A 20451-nucleotide genomic window follows, 5' to 3' on the forward strand; every position below is an offset into this window, starting at 1 on the left:
ACGCTTGCGGAACGGTCCAAGGTTTCGCTCGCTACGATCAAACGACTAGAGCCTCTAACCGGTCCAATAAGTGCAAACAGGGTAACCATTGACGCGTTGCGACGCGCACTCGAATCCGCAGGCATTCAGTTCATCCCGGAGAATGGCGGTGGTGCGGGCGTCCGGCTCGCCAGCCGCTCTGATCCATCGTAGTAAGGTTTCGCAGTCAGCATCAGAGGACGCCTCGCCCGGTGTCGGGCGAGGCGTCTGCCGATTCACTCGCCGCTGCGGCGGTTGGGGCGGGACCAGATCAGGCTATGGCCCTCGCCTTCCTCGTCGGCGAAGAGATTGGCGTAGATCGGAGCGGTGAAGCTCGGATCGTCCAGCTTGAGCCCGAGATAGTCGCGGCCTTCGTTGGAGCGCTTGGACCAGGCGGCGCCTATCTCGGCCTTGCCGACCACCACGCGGTGGCTTGGGGCGTTCTCGCCGCTGGCCCGGGTGTCGGGGATGATGCGCACGCCCTTGGCCTGGACGCTGAGGGTGATGATCTCGCCGGTGAACTCGTTCGCATTGGTCTTCTTGAAGGTGCCGATGGTGGCCATTTTTCAGTCTCCGTTTTCGTTTCCGAGCCCGCACCATGCGGCCTCGATGGCGATCGTGAGGCCGAAGGCGACCGCCGCCGCATCGCTTGCGACCGCAGCAGAGCGGAGGATGGCGCAGGCGCGCGTTTCTTGGTTGCGCGAGGAATGGGCTTAGCCCAGGGGAAGAAACTCGCGACGCGCCATTGCGGCATAGGCGGTCGAGGCTTCAGCCGTCCTTCGGCCAGATCAGCCCGTTCGAGAGGTCGCTGGTGCGCTCTGAGAAGTGGCCACGGAGGCAATGGCGGCATGGCGGCTCAGAAACAGAGCGGATTGGTCCGTCAAGTTATGAGCTACAACGGCTTGCCTACATCAAGCCTTCGCCTACCCGGCGACAAGCGCCCATAACGACGACCATGAACGTCTTATTTGGGCCGGAAGCGGACTGGCGGCTGCTGGACTTCAAAGGTCGGAAGGCTGCCATTGATCTTGGTCAACCAAGACCGTCGGTCTACAAGAAGCGCTCCGCGGCACGCGTCGTTGGGACAACGGCTTGGCGTGGCGACTGCACGATGGCCACCATATCGGAACGACACGATTGAGCAGCAATCAGATCATAGAAAGAGCGATGGGCAGCTTAGCGAACATCATGCGAATGTATGTCGAGACGCATATGCGCTTTGGTGAGCTATTCAAAGTTGATCCCGAGGAGGCGATTGACAACCTAGATCGCACTTTCGAAATGAAGCTTGAGGCCTTTCACACGCTCTATGATGTCTCGAAGGGTCTGTTCCCATATTTCGGTCGCGGCGATACCACCGTGCTCTTAGCGGTACGCAATGCCATCCATCATCGTAATCATCCCCTGTTCCACAGTTTGAATCGTCGTCTGTACCTCGATACCGATCTGGATCGCTGGTGCGGCGCTTCCTTCCTTCTTGCGCGCCACCCCACGCTTCATGGCACTCCAATCCAGACGTCCCATTGCGTCAGGCTGGACGATCTTGACGCGCGGCTTGATCCTTCATGCGCCTCGCCGTACCTCGACACCACCGTCGGCAGCGACAAGGCAGTGCGGAGGATGGAAGGGATCGATATGCAGCTCAAACTTCCGGCAATCCGCGACCGCGGCTTACGTGACCGATACCCGAAGATCAATCTATTTGGACTTGATGCCCATCTTCGTTTCTGCCGTTTGCAAGGTATTCAAGGCGATGAAGGCTGCCGGAGTCGCTTTCAGGGGATTCGACGCCGAAACTTACGCAGTTCCCTTCACGTCAGAAATTGAAGTCGATCTCAGCAGCCCGTCACTGAAACGACTACGGGTTGGCGGCTTAGGACCTCCCGTTATCGTCGACGTTTAGCTGGTGCCCGAGGGGCCAAGTCCTGCCAGTCCGCTCCCGGAACTCAAACGCGCTAGACTAGGCGTATCCAACGGGCGCGGTCGCAGTTCAAATGTTGTTGCGACGGAAGTCCAGTTTGAGTTTCTCCTGGTAGACGCCAATGCGTTTTTTGGCGCGGTCGATCACATCACTGAAATGCAGTATCTCGAAATAGGTCTCGCCCAGCGATTGTCGCGTCTCGGGATCCTTCAGTTCGCTTGATTGAAACCAGCCCTTGCCGGTCGGGAACGGCGTCCAGTTCCCGCTCAGACGCAGCGTATTGACGCTATCGCCGATCAGATAGCCATAGAATTTTCTAAGTTTGCCGCCGGATTTCGCCGCAAGCAGCTGAGCATATTCAGAAAGATCGCCGATATGCTCATCAGTGGAAACACCAGGCGCCTTGAATTCGACGATGATCGCCGAGCCCTCCTTGCTGAACACCGCGATGTCGGGACGCTTGCCCCCGTTGTCACTCGTGCGTTTCGCAAGAATTTTTCGAAGTGCCTCATCGATATCACTTTCGAATACACTGGTGTCATCGTTCCATTTGATGTTCGCGAGCGGCAAGTCCGACGCGATATAGTCATAATATCGGTACTCTTCGCTCAGCAACCAGATATCGTGATCAGTCGTTTCGGTGCTGTCCTTGCGCATCGGGAAAAAGATGCTGTGGATGATCTGCTCATCCTTGCGTCTGATGCCGTCGGCGGCCGCCTGCATGGCAAGCCGCTGGCCGCAGGCGAGATCGAGGATATCGACGATCGCGGCGCGACGCACGATTAGCTGCGACAGGTTGGCCATGTCGAAGTTCTTGAGCGATGACGTATATTTCCAGGAAAGCTCATGGATCTTCTGGCGGAACTCGTCGGAGTCCGGCTCGGCTGCCATGATCTCCTCCTTGAGGCTGAAGATCGCGGCAGTCTCGTCGATGACGGCCTTCTGGTATTTGCTCAACACGCGTTCAGCGACCGACTGGGCGGATTCGCCGTACACGATCCTGGTCTTGGTATCCTGTAGCATCGCTTCGCTGATGCCGAACTGGAGGGTGGCCTCCTTGAGCACCGCCTCCTTCTTCCAGTCGGCAGGAGTGACCATCTCGTCGATGACCGGATCGAGCGCCTCATGAATGTCGGCGTAGGACAATTTTTCCGACGAAAACATATCGCCGCTCGGAATCTCGTCGGGAATATTGTCGAAGTCGTCACGCTGCTCGTTGACGCGTGCGTCCAGATAGTCAGCCTCGATCAGCACGATATGATGGAAACCGCCCACCGGGTTGTTTTGCTCGGTACGCGTCCTGAGGTAGTGACCCGTGATGTCCTTCACAGGCGTGGACTTGGCACAGAAGGCGATGGCGTTGCGCGGAAGATCATACTGTTCGGCATCGAGCTGATAGTGGGAGAGGTTGAATGTTTGCCGCGTGCCGAGACGGTCCCCTGAGGCAGGATCACGCTCTTCGACATCAATAACACGCTCGGCAGTGACTGCCGGCAGGTCTGCGAGCCGTAGCACTTCGATCTTCGCTTGGTCGTCCTTCCAGTGCCGTGTGGTGAACCGAATCTCGAAATTGCCCAGCTGTTCACTGAGTCCGACGAGCCGCTGCAGGAAAGCGACGAGCATCTGCTTTTTCAGCGCCGGCGCCGAGAAGAGGGTGCTGAGGGCCTCGCCGTGGGATATGCGCGGGCGAACCGCCTCTTTGAATTGCTCAAGCCGGATGACGGTCCCGATGTCGGCTTCAGCGACCGGCACCGTGGTAAAATCATCAGCCTCGATTTGCTTCTGCGGTTCGCAATACCGAAACACGCGCTTCAGAAGAGCGTCGCCGTCCCGGTAGGTACTGGTGATCGTCATTGCTGCGAAATGATGGAAGAACTGGATACGTCCCGCGCCCTTGCATTTTCCGATGCCAGAGATGGAGAGATCATCCTTGTAGGACGTATCCTTTGTCAGGAAGGCCTTGAGTTGGTCGTCGCCGAGACCGCATCCGTTGTCGCCGCACGACACGTTCATCAGTTCGCGATCCTCGAGCAAGTCTGCACGCAAGAAATCGACTTCGATTGTAATATTCATGTCCGGCGCGGATTGGTCGCTCGCTCGCCGAATGAGATAGGCATCGATCGCATTGGCGATAAGTTCTTCAAAGACCACGTATTGGTTCAAGCTGAGCTTGGTGTTCTTGATGCTTCCCCTGATGTCGAGCGTCATTTCGTTTCGATCCAAACCCCTAACATAAGCCAGCCTGCTTCTGGCCGCCTGCGCATGTGCAAGTCAAGCGATGCCAGTTCCCAGCCTCCACCGCAACTCATGACGAGCGTACCGTCGATAGTGTTCCTCATGCCAGCCTAAGCGGAGCTAAATCCTACGTCCGCATTTGGCGACTTCCGATGGCACCTGGAATGGCCGAAATGAGGCGCATAGCTGCCGTTTGGGTTGCGTGGAAGCTGCATGTTATTTCGCAAGCGGCGGCGCGAATACAGACCGAGCGGCCGGCGCGTCCCCACTTGACTCCCACCGCCCAATCGTAGAACAAATAGAGAACATGCTCATATACCCTTTCATGGAGGTCAACGACCATCTTGCGGCAGGAGCCCGCCATAGACGACTTGCGCGCACGGATCGAAAAGATCGAGGGTCGGCGCCGACCCGCCAGATCGGTGCTTCCTTTCGGGATCGCCGATCTGGACGCACGACTTCCGGGCGGCGGATTGGCGCTTGGCGCGCTGCATGAAATCGCGGGCGGTGGCAATGGAGCCATCGATGGAGCGGCCGCGGCGCTGTTCGCGGGCGGTGTGGCCGCGCGCACGCGCGGCAAGGTCTTGTGGTGCATCACCCGGCCCGACCTGTTCGCTCCGGCGCTGGCGCAGGCCGGCCTGAAGCCGGATCGCGTCATCTATGTCGAGGCCGGCGACGACAAGACAATCCTCGCTTGCATGGAAGAAGGCATCCGGCATGGCGGCCTGGGCGCGGTCGTCGGTGAAGTCGCGCGCCTGACCATGACAGCCTCGAGGCGGCTGCAGCTCGCTGCCGAAGAAGCCCACACGATCGGGATCGCGCTGCGAAGATGGCGGCGGCAGACGGAGGCGGCCGATTTCGGCCAGCCGACGGCCGCCATGACCCGCTGGCGCATCTCGGTCCTGCCCTCGGCGCCGCTGCCCGTGCCCGGTGTCGGCCGGCACCGCTGGCTCGTCGAATTGATCCGCGCCCGCGCGGGTGAAAGTGCCGATTTCGAATTGGAGGCGTGCGATGGCACGGGTCGTCTCGCTGTTCCTGCCGACCTGGCCAACCGACAGGGTGCGGCGCAAGGCCGGCAACGCAGCGCCGCCGGCTGAGGCCCCGCTCGTCCTGATCGGTCGCGAAAAAAACCGGCGCGTGGTGCTCGCCGCCGATGCCGCAGCACTCGCCGCCGGCCTGCGGCCCGGCATGCCGGTGACGAAGGCACAGGTGCTGGTGCCGGACATAGCGATCCAGGACGCCGACCAAGAAGCGGACGCCGAGGCGCTCGAGCGGCTCGCCGTCTGGATGCTCCGATTTGCGCCGATCGTCGCGCCCGATCCGCCCGACGGGATCGTCATCGACACGACAGGCGCCGACCATCTCCATGGGGGCGAGGCCGCCATGCTCGGGGGCATGGTCGGGCGTCTTGCCATGTCCGGCATCGTCGCCCGTGCGGCGATCGCGGACAGCTGGGGCGCGGCGCATGCTCTGGCACGGTATGGCCGCCAAGAAATTTTCATCACGCCACCCCGCCACGGCCAATCCATTGTGGAACCGCTGGCGCTCGAGGCACTGCGGATCGCGCCTTCCACGGCGGCCGAACTGCGCAGGCTCGGCTTCCAATGCATCGGCGATCTCCTGAAACAGCCGCGCGCACCACTTGCCCTGCGCTTCGGCCCGGAGATCGGCCGCCGCATCGATCAAGCTCTTGGCAACACAGCCGCGCCGATCGACCCGGTCCGCCCGCCGGACATCGTCGAAGTCCGCCGTGCCTTCCCCGAGCCGATCGGCGCGGCCGAGACAATAGCGCGCTACATTGGCAAGCTCGTGGCCCAGCTCTGCAAGCTGATGGAGCAGCGGGGCCTCGGCGCGCGCCGGCTCGATCTCATCTGCCATCGCGTCGACAATCAGGCCCAGGCGGTCCGTGTCGGCATGGCGATGCCCGTCCGGGACGCCAAACAGCTCACCCGGCTGCTTTGCGACAAGCTCGAGAACATCGCGCCCGGCTTCGGCATCGAGATGATGATCCTGGCCGCGACGGCGGCCGAACCCCTGGAGCGCAGCCAGGCCGTGAGCTCCCTCGTCGAGGAAACCGTGCCGGATGTGTCCGACCTCATCGATACGCTGATGAACCGCGTCGGCGAGCGCGCCGTCTACCGGCTTGCGCCTGTCGCCAGCGACGTGCCGGAGCGTTCGGTAAGCAAGATCCCGGCGATGGCCGCCGACACCGGCGCGGGCTGGCCCGGCCACTGGCCGCGGCCAGCCCGCCTGCTGCCGCAGCCGGACCCCGTCGAGACGGTGGCGCTGTTGCCCGACCATCCACCGGTCTCCTTCACCTGGCGCGGGGTGCGCCGGCGCGTGAGGCGCGCGGACGGTCCGGAACGGGTCTTCGGCGAATGGTGGAAGCGCGACGCCGAGCTGGTGGCGGTGCGCGATTATTTCCGGGTCGAGGACGACGCCGGCGAGCGCTACTGGCTCTACCGCGCCGGCGACGGCGAGGATGCGGCAACGGGCTCGCACCAGTGGTTTCTGCATGGGATCTTCGGATGAACGGCGTCCGCTATGCCGAGCTGCAGGTCACCTCGCATTTCAGCTTCCTGCGCGGCGCCTCCTCGGCCGATGAGCTGTTTTCGCAGGCGGCACTTCTCGGTATCGAGGCGCTCGCCGTCGCCGACCGCAACAGTCTCGCCGGCGTTGTCCGCGCCCATGAGGCCGCCAGGACCACCGGCGTGCGCCTGATCGTCGGTTGCCGCCTCGACCTCACCGACGGCATGTCGCTGCTCGCCTATCCGACCGACCGCGGCGCCTATTCCCGGCTGTGCCGACTGCTCTCGCTCGGCAAGGCCCGGGCCGGAAAGGCGAAATGCCATCTCGAATGGAGCGATGTCGTCGCCTATGGCGAAGGCCTCATCGCCGTGCTCCTGCCCGAGATGGCCGATGAGACCCTGGCGCTGCGCCTGAGACATCTGCGCCAGGCATTCGGCGATCGCGCCTATATGGCGCTGACGCTCAGGCGCCGGCCCAACGACCAGCTTCGCATCCACGACCTGGCCACGCTTGCCCTCAAGATGAAGGTGCCGAGCGTCGTCACCAACGACGTGCTCTTCCATGAGCCGGGCCGCCGCATCCTGCAGGACGTCGTCACCGCAATCCGGCACAATGTCACCGTCGACGCGCTCGGCGAACGCCGCGAGCGGCATGCCGACCGTTACCTCAAGCCGCCTCAGGAAATGCACCGGCTTTTTGCACGCTACCCGGAAGCGCTGGCGCGCACGATGGAGATCGCCGAGCGCTGCCGGTTCTCTCTCGGCGAGCTTGCTTACCAATATCCAGAGGAGCGCGACGACCCTTCGCTGACACCGCAGCAGGCGCTCGAAAAACTGACATGGCAGGGCGCCGCGACGCGCTACCCGGAAGGCGTGCCGGACAGTGTCGCACACTCGCTGCGCCACGAATTGCGGCTGATCGATAAGCTCGACTATGCACCCTATTTCCTGACCGTGAACGCGATCGTGCGTTTCGCGCGCTCGAAGGACATCCTTTGCCAGGGCCGCGGCTCCGCCGCCAATTCGGCGGTCTGCTACGTGCTCGGCATCACCTCGATCGATCCCGGCCGCAACGACCTTCTGTTCGAGCGTTTCGTCTCCGAGGAGCGTCGCGAGCCGCCCGACATCGACGTCGATTTCGAGCATGAACGGCGCGAGATCGTCATGCAGTGGGTGTTCGACACCTATGGACGCGACCACGCGGCGCTGTGTTCCACGGTGGTGCGCTACCGCACCAAGGGGGCGCTGCGCGACATCGGCAAGGCGCTCGGCCTGCCGGAGGATCTCATCCGGACGCTCTCCGGCCAGGTCTGGGGCTGGTCCGAGGAGGGCGTGGAGGAGCGGCATGTCGAGGAACTCAATCTCAACCTTGCTGATCGCCGCCTGCGACTGACGCTCGACCTCGCGCGGCAGTTGATCGGCGCGCCGCGGCACCTCAGCCAGCACCCGGGCGGCTTCGTGCTCACCAATGACCGTCTCGACGATCTGGTGCCCATCGAACCGGCGAGCATGAAGGACCGGCAGGTGATCGAATGGGACAAGGACGATATCGACGCGCTCAAATTCATGAAGGTCGACGTGCTGGCGCTCGGCATGCTGACCTGCATGAAGAAGGGCCTCGATCTCCTCGCCGAGTGCAAGGACATCCGGCTCGACCTTGCCACCATCCCGGCGGAGGATCCGCGCACCTACGCCATGATCAGGAAAGCCGATACGCTCGGCACCTTCCAGATCGAGAGCCGGGCGCAGATGTCGATGCTGCCGCGGCTGAAGCCAAGGACCTTCTACGATCTCGTAGTGCAGGTCGCGATCGTGCGCCCCGGGCCGATCCAGGGCGACATGGTCCACCCCTATCTGCGCCGCCGGGAAGGCATCGAGCCGGTGCATTACCCAAGGCCCGAGCTCGAGAAGGTGCTTGGCAAGACGCTCGGCGTGCCGCTGTTCCAGGAGCAGGCGATGCGGGTTGCCATCGAATGCGCGGGCTTCACGCCCGGCGAAGCGGACATGCTTCGCAAATCGATGGCAACGTTCAAGTTTACCGGCGGCGTTTCGTCCTTCAAGACGAAGCTGATCGACGGGATGGTGGACAATGGCTACGAGCGCGCCTTCGCCGAGCAGACCTTCAAGCAGCTCGAAGGCTTCGGCTCCTATGGTTTTCCTGAGAGCCACGCCGCTTCCTTCGCGCTGATCGCCTATGCCTCGGCCTGGCTCAAATGCTGGCATCCCGACGTCTTCTGCGGGGCGCTGTTGAACAGCCAGCCAATGGGCTTCTACGCGCCGGCGCAGATCGTGCGCGATGCGGCTGCGCATGGAGTCGAGATCCGACCGGCCTGCGTCAACGCCTCGCGCTGGGACTGCACCCTGGAGCCTCTCGCCGACGGCCGCTTTGCCGTCCGGCTCGGGTTGCGCATGGTGCGCGGTCTGGCAAATGCCCATGCAAGCACGATCATCGCCACGCGCGCCGACCAGCCCTTCGCCTCCGTCGACGATCTGTGGCGGCGTGCTGGCGTGCCGCAGGCAGCACTTGTCCAGCTCGCCGAGGCGGACGCGTTCCGGCCAGCACTTGGTCTCGGGCGGCGCGAGGCGCTTTGGGCGATCAAGGCGCTGCGCGACGAGCCCCTGCCCCTGTTTGCGGCCGCATCGGCCCGTGAAGTGGAGCTGGTGCCCGAGATCAACGAACCGGCGGTGGCGCTTCGGCCGATGACGGCCGGCGGCGAGGTCGTGGAAGACTACCGCCATATCGGCCTGACGCTGCGCAGCCATCCGATCTCGTTTCTGCGCGACGACCTTCGCCGTCGCCGCATTGTTTCCTGCTCCGAGGCGATGGAGACGCGCGACGGCCGCTGGCTGGAAACGGCAGGCATAGTGCTCGTGCGGCAGCGCCCGGGCTCGGCCAAGGGCGTGATGTTCATCACCCTTGAGGACGAGACCGGGATCGCAAACCTCGTCGTCTGGCCGAAAGTGTTCGAGCAGCACCGGCGCACGGTTCTGTCGGCGGGCATGATCGCGGTAAAGGGCCGGATCCAGCGCGAGGGCGAAGTGGTCCACCTCGTGGCTCGCAAGATCAGGGATCTGTCAGCCGAGCTCGCCAGCGTCGGCGAACGCGAGGGCAGCTTTCCCGTGCCGCACGGGCGCGGCGACCAGGTGCGCAATGGCGGCTCGGGACCCGATCCGCGCGAGCTGCCGCCCAAGGGGCTACGCAGCCGCGACATCTACATACCCGACCTCCACATCGACAACATCAAGGTCAAGACGCGGGATTTCAGGTAAAACGCCAATTTCTTGCCCGGCTCAGGATCGCAAGACGACCCAACGCGTTACAGGTCGAACGTCGTGACCGCACACCTATGAAACAAGGGAGACGACAATGGCAGACAACAAATCGAAGCGAGGCGCCGCAGACCGTCGGCAAGTCTCCCGCGGCGAAGGGTATGAGGTCAATTATTTCGCCCGCAAGCACGGTATCAGCAAAGAGCAGGCCGAAGCCCTGATCGAGCGGGTCGGCAACGACCGAGACAAGCTCAATGCCGCCGCGGAGAAACTGAAGAAATAGGCTGCGGATTGCGAATGGCGGCAGTTGGGTTTTGTTTGAGTCACGTCAGGTGAGCAAGTCAGCTTTGCGTCGGCCCACAATCAAAGGATCTTCAACTCCCCTTGCGAAGCCAGCCTCGCGCGGCGCAGCCAAGTTCGCGCCGCCCGCGTTCCGCCCGGTCCAGCTTGCAAAACTGGTGGACACTGTTCCCGCCGGCGATCGCTGGATCCACGAAATGAAATACGATGGCTACCGCATTCTCGTCGCCGTGGGCGGCGTCGAGGCGCGCGCCTATACGCGCTCCGGCCTGGATTGGTCCGACCGCTTTCCGTCCATTTTGGCGGAAGCACGCGAGCTCAAGGCTGGCTCCGCTCTGATCGACGGAGAGGCGGTTGTCATGGATACCGAGGGCCGATCCAGTTTCCAGGCGCTGCAGAACGCGTTGAAGGGCGCTCCCGCGAGCATCGATTTTTATGCCTTCGACCTGCTCCAGCTCGACGGGGAAGATCTGACCAGGCTTCCGCTCCTGCAGCGCAAGGAGAAACTGGGGACGATCCTGCCGGCGAAGAGCCCCATCCTTCGCTACTCCGACCACATCCAGGGCCGCGGGGAAGAGTTGCTGAATCGCTTCTGCTACGCCGGCCTCGAGGGGGTTATCTCGAAGCTGGCGGATTCGCACTATGTCGGCGCCCGCGATGGAAGCTGGTTGAAGATCAAGTGCATCAAGCGTCAGGAATTCGTGCTCGTCGGCTGGACGCCGTCAGACAAGGATCGCCCGTTTCGATCGCTGATCCTCGGCGTCCACGACGGCGGAAAGCTGCGCTATGCCGGCAAGGTCGGGACCGGTTTCGATGCCGCCGGGATGGCCCGGCTCATGAACACCATGGCGCCGCTCGAGCAGAAGGCGGCAACGGTCGAGGCGCCGCGCGCGGAGGTCCGCGGCGCGCACTGGCTGCGTCCCAGGCTTGTCGCCGAGATCGCCTTCACCGAGATGACCAATGAAGGAACACTGCGCCATCCAAGCTATCTCGGCCTGCGCGAGGACAAGAAGCCGGAAGCGGTCGTGCTCGAGACGGAACACCGCACAGCCGCCCTGCCGCCGCCGGCGACAAACGCGGTCGCGATCAGCAATCGCGGCCGCGTGATCTACCCCGAATCCAACATCACCAAGGGACAGCTTGCCGATCATTATTCCGACGTTGCCGCGATCATGCTTCCCTGGGCCGCCAGCAGACCGATCAGCCTTGTCCGCTGCCCGCAGGGGCGCGCGAAGAAATGTTTTTTTCAGAAGCACGACGCCGGCAGCTTCGGCGACAAGGTCCATCACGTCGGGATCACCGAAAAGGACGGCCATGAGGAGCCGTACCTTTACGTCGACGATGCCGAGGGGCTTCTAACCTGTGTCCAGATGGGAACAATCGAGTTCCATGGATGGGGAGCGCGCATCGAAGACGTCGAGAAGGCGGACCGCCTTGTGTTCGACCTCGACCCCGACGAGGGACTGGATTTCGAGGCCGTTCGCGCTGCCGCATTCCAGTTCCGGGATATACTGAGATCCATTGGGTTGATCACCTTCCCGATGCTGACGGGCGGCAAGGGCGTGCATGTCATCGCGCCGCTCACGCCGCGAGCTGAATGGCCTGAGGTGAAGGCCTTCGCCTCCGGGCTTGCTCAGGCGGTCGCGCAGAGCGACCCGGCCCACTTCACAGCCGTGTTGTCGAAGGCCAAACGCAAGGGGCGGATCTTCGTCGACTATCTGCGCAACCAGCGCGGCGCGACGGCAATCATGCCTTATAGCGCCAGGTCGCGGCCGGGCGCCCCGGTCGCAGCACCCGTCACCTGGGCGGAGATGAAGACAATCGATGCGCCCTCTCATTTCCACGTCGGCGACGCGCCCGAGTTGAACAAGCGCGCCACATCGAAAGCCCTCGCGGGTTGGGGCCGGGCCGATCAGTTCCTGCCGGACCTCATGAAGCCATGAGGATCGCGACCTACAACGTCAACGGCGTCAACGGCCGCTTGTCGGTGCTGCTGCGCTGGCTAGAAGGGGCAGCGCCGGACATTGCCTGTCTCCAGGAACTCAAGGCGCCGCAGGAGAAGTTCCCGGAAGGGCCGATCCGCGACCTCGGCTATGACGTGGTCTGGCATGGCCAGAAAAGCTGGAACGGCGTCGCGATCCTGAGCCGGGTCGGCAACATCCACGAAACGCGGCGCAGCCTCCCCGGCGACCCCGACGACAGCCATAGCCGCTACATCGAAGCAGCAGTCAACGGCATCCTGATCGGATGCCTTTATCTTCCCAATGGGAATCCAAGGCCCGGCCCGAAATTCGATTATAAGCTGCGTTGGTTCGACCGCCTCATCGACCACGCAGCCGAACTCGTCGCGTCCAAACAGCCGGTGGTGCTGGCAGGCGATTTCAACGTCATGCCGACCGAACTCGATGTCTACAAGCCGGAGCGCTGGCTGGACGATGCTCTGTTCGCGCCGGAGGCGCGCGCCGCCTACGCGACGCTGCTCAAACAAGGCTGGACCGACGCGCTGCGCGTGCGTCATCCCGGTGAGAAGATCTACACGTTCTGGGATTATTTCCGCAACGCCTTCGGCCGCAACGCAGGTCTGCGTATCGACCACCTTCTGCTGAGCCCGTCACTCAAGAAGCGGCTGATCGACGCCCAGGTCGACGTCGAGGTGCGCGGCTGGGAAAGGAGCAGTGATCACGCGCCGGTCTGGATCGATCTCTCTGAAAAGGCACTCCCTCGCGGCCGTTCGAAGGCCTAACGAACGAAGCAGCCCAGGGCGTTGGTTGCTCGCCAATGATGAAACCTTCCGCCGCATAGCTGCGGCGCCGACGGGCCTACCCCAAATCGCGACGGCATTCAGCAGCGCGCTCCTCGCATCACCCGACCTGCTCCACGACCAGCGTCCCCGCCTGAAGCGGCTTGATCAGGGATTTGGCGGAGACCGAGGGATCAAGCCAGCTCGCCCAATCCTTGCGCTCCAGGATCACGATCTGCCGATCGTGATATGGGGCGATGTCCGGACCGGGTTCCATCGTGAGCATAGTGAACGCCTCCCCGACATCATTGGTCTCGCGCCAGATCCCGGCGATGCAGAAGATCGGCTCGTCGCGCTTGGTGAAGAGCCACTTGTCCTTGCGCTTCTTGCCCTTCTCTGTCGGCTCGGTGAATTCGTAAAAACCATCGGCTGGTATCAGGCAGCGGTTCGAGGCGAACTCGCGACCGTCCGAGCGGAAGTTGTAGACCGGCCTCTTGTTCGGTCCAGGCCAGCTCCACCGGCGCTGAACAAGATCACCCTCGCTGCTCGCGCCATCGACCGGGCGGATGATCGGCCCGATGTCGGTTATCTTGATGTCCTCGCGCGCCTGGATGTTCGGCGCTCCTTCACTGTAGCGTATCTTGATCTTGAGATCGGCGAAGTCCTCCACGATCGAGGCGACATCCACCATCAGCCGATAATCATTGCACATGTCTCACCTTAACTCTGCGGTATTGCGCGGCGGCTTCGTTCCTGTTATGTTCTTTTGCTATGAGCGCAACAGTTTTCGATTCCGACAGCCCGCTCGACGAACCCCGCGTCATCATAAGACGCTACGGCGGCGATGTTGAGATGCTCAAGCTGCCGTGGGGACTCCAACCGAAGGAACCAGGGGGGGCCCTTTCACTGTGGTGCGCGCGGAGGACCGATCGTTCCCGAGCCATCGCTGCCTCGTGCCGGCGTCTGAATTCCGGCACCGAAGTCAGGGGAAGAACTATAGCTTTCGCCTCGCCAATAGTGACTGGTTCTATTTCGCTGGCATCTGGCGGCCGGCGACGCGCGATTGGCCGGAAGCCTACGCAATCCTCACGATCCAGGCCAACGACGACATCGCGCCTTACCATGATCGCCAGATGGCAGTGCTGCGCCGAGACCAGCGCTCGGCGTGGCTGGACATGACGCGTCCCGAACACGAAGTGCTCCGTCCCCTTCCTCGGGACAGTTTTCGGATTTCGCGTCTCCATCAGGGGCGCGCACAGGCTGAATTTGCGATCTGAGAGCTGTAGATCCGGTAGCACGAAGCACATATCCTGGCGAAGTGCATTTCAGGCATATGGCCCCTGACCGCAGCGCCGACCAGCGCAAGATCATACATGTCGACATGGATGCGTTCTACGCGTCGGTCGAACAGCGCGACAATCCGGCCCTGCGCGGCAGGCCGCTTGCTGTTGGCGGTGCTGCTGCGCGCGGCGTGGTGGCTGCCGCAAGCTACGAGGCCCGCGCCTTCGGCGTTCGCTCCGCGATGCCTTCCGTCACGGCAAAGCGCAAATGCCCCGAGCTGGTCTTCGTGCCGCCCCGCTTCGACGTCTACCGGTCCGTCTCGGCCCAGATCCGCGAGGTGTTCGCCGAGCATACCGATCTCATCGAACCGCTCTCGCTCGACGAGGCTTATCTCGACGTGACGCAGAACAGGCTCAACATTTCGTCTGCCACGACGATCGCCGCGATGATCAGGGCTAAGATCGTGCTGGTGACCGGTCTCACCGCTTCCGCCGGCATCTCATACAACAAGTTCCTCGCCAAGATGGCGTCCGACCAGAACAAGCCAAACGGCCAGTTCGTCATCACGCCCCGCCACGGCCCGGCCTTCGTGCAGACCTTGCCAGTCAAGAAATTTCATGGCGTGGGGCCCGCGACGGCCGCCAAGATGGAGGCGCTGGGCATTAAGACCGGCGCCGATCTCAAGGACCGCTCGCTTGCCTTCCTGCAGCAGCATTTCGGCAAGTCAGGACTCTGGTACTATCAGATCGCGCGCGCCATCGACGAACGCGCGGTCGAGCCGGATCGGCCGCGCAAATCGATCGGCGCCGAGGATACCTTCGCAGCCGACATCTTGGAGCTCGCTGCAGCAATCGCCGAACTTAGGCCGCTGATAGCCAAGGTCTGGGGACACTGTGAAGGCAAGGGCATCCGCGGCCGGACGATCACGCTGAAGGTCAAATTTGCCGATTTCCAGCAGATCACGCGCAGTCGCACCGTGTCGGTGCCAATCGAGTTCTCTGACTTCGAACCTCTCGCAGCCGATCTCCTGAGGTCGGTGTTTCCGGTACAGAAGGGAATCCGGCTGTTGGGCATCACGCTTTCATCGCTAAGCGATGTGTGGCCGCCGGAACAGCGGCAACTTCGGTTCGAACTTTAGGATGCCGCGCAAACGAAATCTGTCCCGGGTCTGCGCATCAACCCGCGTGGGGTCGATTTCGCGAGTTATCTGGAAGGTTTCGACGTCATGCTTGTCGGGGGCTTGGCCGTGCGAAGCAAAGGGGAAGGCACATGGCCACGTCCTCCGAAGGACATCAGGCGGCCTCGCCTTCTTCTGCGGCGTCCGGCTGAAGGCCATGCAGGAAAGCCACGGCGCGCTGCGCATGGGCCGCGGCCGAGAAGATTGCGCGCTTGTCGTCGGCGAGGACTTTCAACCACGAGCCGAGATAACTCGCATGGTCCGGCCGGGGCTCGAGTTCGGGCGCGATACCAAGATCGGCGCAGAGGAAGCAGCTTCCGAGCTCGGCAATCAGTTCCTCGCGCGCTCGCTCGCTGCGATCCTTCGCGTAGCGGCTAAGGTCGCGCTTAACGCGATGCGGCGCCGACGTCCAATGGGTGACCTCGTGACTGAGCGTGGCAACGTATGACGCGGCGTCCCGGAACGTCTGGAATGGCGGCATCTGGATGTGGTCCGTCACCGGGGCAAAGTAGGCGCGATCCCCGCCGTGCCGGATTACCGCCCCAGTATTGGCAAAGAAGCGGTCGGCATGCTCGATCCGGGCGATCGGATCGCGCACCGGCTCCGCCTGCCGTCGATAAAACTGGTCCGGCAGGCCATCGATTTGCGCAATGTTGAAAACGGAATACGCCTTGAGGAACGGGATCTCGCGGTCGATTTCCTCGCCCTGGTTGTCCGTCTCCGTCCTGGTGAAGCGGCTGGCGAAGACCACCACAGAGCCGGTCTCGCCCTTGCGAACCCCGCCGCCAAGTTCCAGCGCCTGCTTGAATGTCATCCACATCGGGCTGGAAAAGCCGCGGGCGACAGCCTCCGACCAAAGCAGCAGCACATTCATGCCGTTATAGGGCAGACCATTATGCCTGAGCGGCCGGGTGACGCGGCCGGAGGCATTGCTCGATTGCCACGGCTGCATCCAAGGACGGATGCCCTTCTCCAGCTCGGCTACGATGCGGTCGGTGATGCGCGCATAGATATCGATGCGATCTGCATTTTCTTTCCTGGTCATTTCATGAACCTCCAGTTGGAGGCCGCGCCGATCGCGGCCCCGTGACGGGGTCCGCTTGGGCGGAGCAGGAAGGCCGGCCGCGCACCCGACCGGGGACCCGTCGCGGTTGCACGATGGGATGGTCATGGGCCGCAGCGACAGCGGAGGACGGCGAAGCCGTTGCGCTGACTGCCTGGCTCCGCCAGGACCTCGGGCCAGAACGGGGCGCGAGCGGACGTCAGAAAACAGAAAGGCGGCGCTGGGCGCCGCCTGAATGCCGTGGAGATAAGGCCGGTTCAATGAACCGACCGGCCCCCGCTATAGGGATCGTATTCGAAGAGGATTTCGACATCGGCGTTGTCGAGCTCAGAGGCGGGCATGACGCCAAATTCGTCGTCGACCTGGAAGAGGATAACCGGGACCATGAGAGTGCGGGCGAGGGACCAGGCGGCCTTTTGGGCGAGTATGAGATCGTGGGACATCTAAGGGCTCCATCTTGGAGCGGGCCAATTCCCGCTGGATGGCTCCGTCAGTGTGCGGAGGCGGGCGCGATCACCCGAAGGCGTCAGCCGAGCGGCCGCAGCGTGCTGGCGGACCCCTTGCGGGTTGATCGGGGAAGATCCGCAGCCGCACCAGGAAAGCCATCACGAGAGAGCGGGGATTGGGCCGTGAAGGAGCCCAGCGTGCCGATCGGGCCGAGGCTGGCGAAAGGAGCAGGCATCGGCGGCCCTCCCCTCAGCGTCGCGCGCCGGAAGCGACATCCGAACCCGGTGCAAAGTCGCGCACATGAAATCGCTAAAGCGAGAGATTGTCGTTGTCGAGTTGGTCGCCACGGGCGGAAAATTGGGAGACGATGCAGCCGTAGTTGCCCGAGCGCACCGGATCGCAGAGGTCGTCTCTCCTCGTGCGCCACGAGCGGCACTCGCGACGTTCACTTGGCGATGATCGAACGCGTCATGTTTGGCCCATGAAAATCGGCTAGGCCCTTCGCAGTTGATGCGACGGACCGATGAGGCCGAACGTGCTCATGGAAGGAGGGCGGGACCGGAGCCCCGCCCTCGACGTTCATCCGAGAGCTGCCATCTGCAGTTCGGCCGCCTTGCGGTCGACGGATTGGCCGGGGTTTTCGACTAGACGCTCGAAGGGCTTCCAGACCTCGCCTACAACCTGCTCGTAGGCGGCGATCGCCCCCTCCGCGGCCACGCGCAGCGCATGGGCCTGTAGTGCCATATCGGCGGCGAACTCACGCTTGCGCTGGGCAGCGCTGTCGAAGCCGACCGGTCCACCGACGTCTTCGTTCCGATCGTCGCAGGCCGACTTGGCCGTCGCGTCCCGTGCTTCGGAAACCGCCCGGCTGTAGAACTGGCCGGCCCCGTAGGCGGAGCCGACAAAGGCACCGACGACGCGTTGCAGGTGTATCTGCATGGCGCGTTCGCCCAGCCCCTCGTCGAGCGCCGCGGCCGTGTCCACGATGAGCTTTTCGTGCAAGTCGCGAATGCCGTCGCTGTCGAGCACCGGGAGGCCAAAACTCTCCGAGACGAGCGAGCACTGTGCGGCGTCGGGGCACACGAGGCGGACCATTTGGAAGGTAGTGCCCTTGCGCAACGGAGCGACGCGGGCGGTTGCGCGGGAATTGGCGGCTTTCTTGGTCATTGGGATGTCCTTTCTTCTGGTTCTCGAGGCCAGGACCGGCTCCGTGCCGGCCCTTCATCGGGCGCGGACCAAAGGAACCGGCGGAATGACGGGCGCTTCAGGGTCCCGGGCGGACCGAGACGAGCATGGAAGGTTTGCGGCCAAGCAGGGCTTTCTTCAGCCCTCGCGCGGGACGCAGGCCCGCTATGTCGAGACCGGACCGATCCGGCCGCCCCGCGGCGCGGAACGCGGCCTTGAAGCGCACGGCCGCCGGTTCAGGACCGCATGAAGCCCGAGTGAGGACCGGCACGGGCCTCGACTTCGACATTGGAACCGAAGGACAGGTGATCATGGCCACCTGCAGATTCATCGACCGGAGGTGGCTCGGCATGCACACCACTGTCAACCCATGATGGCCTTGGGCCTACGCCGGAGCTACCGTTATCGGCAGCGCTCGCTGTCCCGGCCGTACACCTGCAGCCGCCAGGCGAACCTGGCGGCTGCAGAGCGATCAAAGGCGGTGAGGTCTATTCGGCGGCCTCGCGGTAGCCTTCCTCGATCCCGCCTTTCTCGGAAGGTTGGTCCTCTCCACTCAGGCCGTCGACCTCAGGCCCAACGTCGTCATCGGCCTCGGGGACGGTGCTCTTGGACAGCCACTCCGTCAGGCTTGCCGCATCGGGAGCGAACAGCGCAGCCGGGTGGACGAAGTGCGCTTCCTTGAAGTGCTCGACGAGCGCGGCCCGCGTGTCCTTTACGCGCGCCCGCGGCAGAACCGGCGTGTCGGCGCACGAGCCCTCGATCGCTGGACGCGACAGACAGGAAAGGAAGTCCTCGGTGCCCATATTGGCGAGGAAGCTGTCTGCCCCGATCGCGCCGCCTGCGACGAGCGCCACCACGCCCGACTTGCTCATGCCCTCGCGGCAGGAGAGCGCATCGATGAGGACGCCCCGGGCTGCGATGCGCAAAGTCTCGGCGTCGAATGCGAACTTGCCCTCGGCATCGAAGAGGGTGGCGGCGTGCCGAGGCATGCGGCGACCGACCCCATGATCGCCGCCGGCACCGGAATCGACGCGTACGTTCTGGCCAGCGAAGGCGAGCACGAGCAACGCCAACAGCGTGTCGTCCTCGATCGGCGCCCGCGACAGCGCCTGATGGAGAGCATCGGTGCGCAGGTCGCCGATCATCTCGATACCCTTACGGGTCACATCGGGACGCGACTTCGGCATGACGACCGCCTCGGCGGCTTCCGTCGCCTTGGCCTCCTTCTTGGCCTCCGGCAGGCGGAAGTGGACCGTCTTCACCCTTCCCTCGCGGTCGAGATACATCGCGGCGTGATCCGACTTCTTCGGCGTGCCATAGACGCGTTCCGCCTTTGGCGGGAGCTTCACCTCGCCATAGGCGTTCGGTTCGGTGATGACGCCCTTCTTGGGCAGGTTCTGCGTCATCCACTCCTGCTGGGCGCCGAGGAAGGCGTCGACGTCGGTGGTGTACCGGCTATCCTGGTCGGCCGGTGCGAACAGATCCTCCACCCAGGCGATGCCGTAGGCCTCACGCAGCTCGTCGCCAAAGCTTGCGTCGCGCGCGTACATGCGTCGCTTGGTGAGACCGTTGGCGATGCTCCACCACGACACCTGCGGATCGCCCTTGTTGGGCTTCTTGGCCTTCCAGACCTCCTTCTGCTCCTCGAGCGAAGCGGCCGCGATAGTGCGGAGCTGCTGCTCGTTCGGCATATCGCCCTTGGCCATTGCGTCGAGCATCGCCGGCAGCACATTGGCGAGCAGGCGCAGCTTCTTGATCTGGCGCACCGACTGCGCAAGGGCGATCGCAATGGACTCTTCGGTCCAGTTCAGCGCAACGAGACGCTCGATGGCACGCCAAAGATCGACCGGGTTGAGCTGCTCGTGCGTGATCGAGGTGGCCAGCGAGCGCATCGCGCCGCCGTCCTCGGCACGAGGCACCACCAGAACCGCGATCTCTTGGAGACCTGCAGCGACCGCCTGCTTCGCGCGGCGATGACCCTGATCGATGACGAAGCCATTGCCGCCATCGGCCTCAGCGAAGACGATCGGCGGCTCGACGACGCCGATCGCTTTGATCGTCGCCAGCAGCAGGGCGTCGGCCTGCGGGCTGGACTTGGAGCGGCGCGCCTTGTCAGGATTTTCCTTGAGCGAGCGCGGATCGACAAACTTCAGTTCCATTGGAATGCTCCTTGAAGGTTACGGACAGGCCCGTCGCCGGTCCTTCCTCGTCTTCTTTCCGAAGACATCCCCCGGCCCGCGGAGCGGGCGGGACGGGGCAATTGCGCTGGAGCATCCCTGCCCGGCT

The 20451-nt window shown here is 63.4% G+C and carries 15 protein-coding genes and 1 pseudogene; 9 read left to right on the plus strand and 7 right to left on the minus strand.

Going from position 1 to position 20451, the window contains the following annotated elements:
* Nucleotides 1-254: 254 nt before the first annotated feature.
* Nucleotides 255-581, minus strand: coding sequence for a DUF736 domain-containing protein (locus LB553_RS26065; RefSeq protein ID WP_224517488.1), 327 nt, complete (start codon nucleotides 579-581; stop codon nucleotides 255-257).
* A gap of 574 nt (nucleotides 582-1155) precedes the next feature.
* Here LB553_RS26065 and LB553_RS26070 point away from each other — a divergent pair.
* A complete protein-coding gene (locus LB553_RS26070) occupies nucleotides 1156-1845 on the plus strand; it encodes a hypothetical protein (protein WP_224517490.1) in 690 nt (229 codons plus the stop codon).
* A gap of 163 nt (nucleotides 1846-2008) precedes the next feature.
* Here the strand turns inward: LB553_RS26070 and LB553_RS26075 are convergent, their stop codons facing one another.
* A complete protein-coding gene (locus tag LB553_RS26075) occupies nucleotides 2009-4147 on the minus strand; it encodes a type I restriction enzyme HsdR N-terminal domain-containing protein (protein ID WP_224517491.1) in 2139 nt (712 codons plus the stop codon).
* Nucleotides 4148-4536: 389 nt separating this feature from the next.
* Here LB553_RS26075 and LB553_RS26080 point away from each other — a divergent pair, with 389 nt between their 5' ends.
* From LB553_RS26080 to xth, 6 genes are all read left to right on the plus strand, one after another.
* Nucleotides 4537-5271 (plus strand): ImuA family protein, encoded by a 735-nt coding sequence (locus tag LB553_RS26080; RefSeq protein ID WP_411962281.1) that lies wholly within the window; start codon nucleotides 4537-4539, stop codon nucleotides 5269-5271.
* The gene (locus LB553_RS26085) at nucleotides 5186-6706 is read left to right on the plus strand and encodes a Y-family DNA polymerase (RefSeq protein WP_224517495.1); all 1521 of its coding nucleotides are present in this window, start codon (nucleotides 5186-5188) and stop codon (nucleotides 6704-6706) included. Before LB553_RS26080 ends, LB553_RS26085 begins: the two co-directional genes overlap by 86 nt.
* Nucleotides 6703-9972: an error-prone DNA polymerase gene (locus LB553_RS26090; protein WP_224517497.1), complete on the plus strand. Its 3270-nt coding sequence runs from the start codon at nucleotides 6703-6705 to the stop codon at nucleotides 9970-9972. Before LB553_RS26085 ends, LB553_RS26090 begins: the two co-directional genes overlap by 4 nt.
* Nucleotides 9973-10069: 97 nt before the next feature.
* A complete protein-coding gene (locus LB553_RS26095) occupies nucleotides 10070-10255 on the plus strand; it encodes a DUF3606 domain-containing protein (RefSeq protein ID WP_224517500.1) in 186 nt (61 codons plus the stop codon).
* Nucleotides 10256-10304: 49 nt separating this feature from the next.
* Nucleotides 10305-12215, plus strand: a complete 1911-nt coding sequence (gene ligD / locus LB553_RS26100; protein ID WP_318011537.1) for a DNA ligase D — start codon at nucleotides 10305-10307, stop codon at nucleotides 12213-12215.
* Entirely contained in the window at nucleotides 12212-13015 is an 804-nt protein-coding gene (xth, locus tag LB553_RS26105; protein WP_224517503.1) for an exodeoxyribonuclease III, read from the plus strand. The genes ligD and xth overlap by 4 nt, the downstream gene beginning before the upstream one ends.
* 118 nt (nucleotides 13016-13133) lie before the next feature.
* Here xth and LB553_RS26110 read toward each other — a convergent pair whose 3' ends face one another.
* Nucleotides 13134-13724 (minus strand): SOS response-associated peptidase, encoded by a 591-nt coding sequence (locus tag LB553_RS26110; RefSeq protein WP_224517505.1) that lies wholly within the window; start codon nucleotides 13722-13724, stop codon nucleotides 13134-13136.
* Between the two features lie 59 nt (nucleotides 13725-13783).
* On the opposite strand from LB553_RS26110, the pseudogene LB553_RS26115 reads away from it, so the two are divergent.
* Both LB553_RS26115 and dinB read left to right on the plus strand, forming a co-directional pair.
* Nucleotides 13784-14289, plus strand: a pseudogene (locus LB553_RS26115) (SOS response-associated peptidase family protein).
* Between the two features lie 56 nt (nucleotides 14290-14345).
* Entirely contained in the window at nucleotides 14346-15431 is a 1086-nt protein-coding gene (dinB, locus tag LB553_RS26120) for a DNA polymerase IV (protein WP_224517506.1), read from the plus strand.
* Nucleotides 15432-15585: 154 nt separating this feature from the next.
* Here dinB and LB553_RS26125 read toward each other — a convergent pair whose 3' ends face one another.
* The 4 genes from LB553_RS26125 to LB553_RS26140 all read right to left on the minus strand — a co-directional run bounded on the left by LB553_RS26125 (nucleotide 15586) and on the right by LB553_RS26140 (nucleotide 20324).
* The gene (locus LB553_RS26125) at nucleotides 15586-16515 is read right to left on the minus strand and encodes an ArdC family protein (protein WP_224517530.1); all 930 of its coding nucleotides are present in this window, start codon (nucleotides 16513-16515) and stop codon (nucleotides 15586-15588) included.
* A 275-nt stretch (nucleotides 16516-16790) separates the two neighbouring features.
* On the minus strand, nucleotides 16791-16976 hold the full coding sequence (locus tag LB553_RS26130) for a hypothetical protein (RefSeq protein ID WP_224517508.1): 186 nt from the start codon (nucleotides 16974-16976) through the stop codon (nucleotides 16791-16793).
* A gap of 583 nt (nucleotides 16977-17559) precedes the next feature.
* A complete protein-coding gene (locus LB553_RS26135) occupies nucleotides 17560-18147 on the minus strand; it encodes a hypothetical protein (protein ID WP_224517510.1) in 588 nt (195 codons plus the stop codon).
* A 506-nt stretch (nucleotides 18148-18653) separates the two neighbouring features.
* Nucleotides 18654-20324, minus strand: a complete 1671-nt coding sequence (locus tag LB553_RS26140; protein ID WP_224517511.1) for a ParB N-terminal domain-containing protein — start codon at nucleotides 20322-20324, stop codon at nucleotides 18654-18656.
* Nucleotides 20325-20451 lie beyond the last annotated feature (127 nt).

Source organism: Mesorhizobium sp. CA8, from assembly GCF_020164955.1.
Taxonomy (GTDB): domain Bacteria; phylum Pseudomonadota; class Alphaproteobacteria; order Rhizobiales; family Rhizobiaceae; genus Mesorhizobium.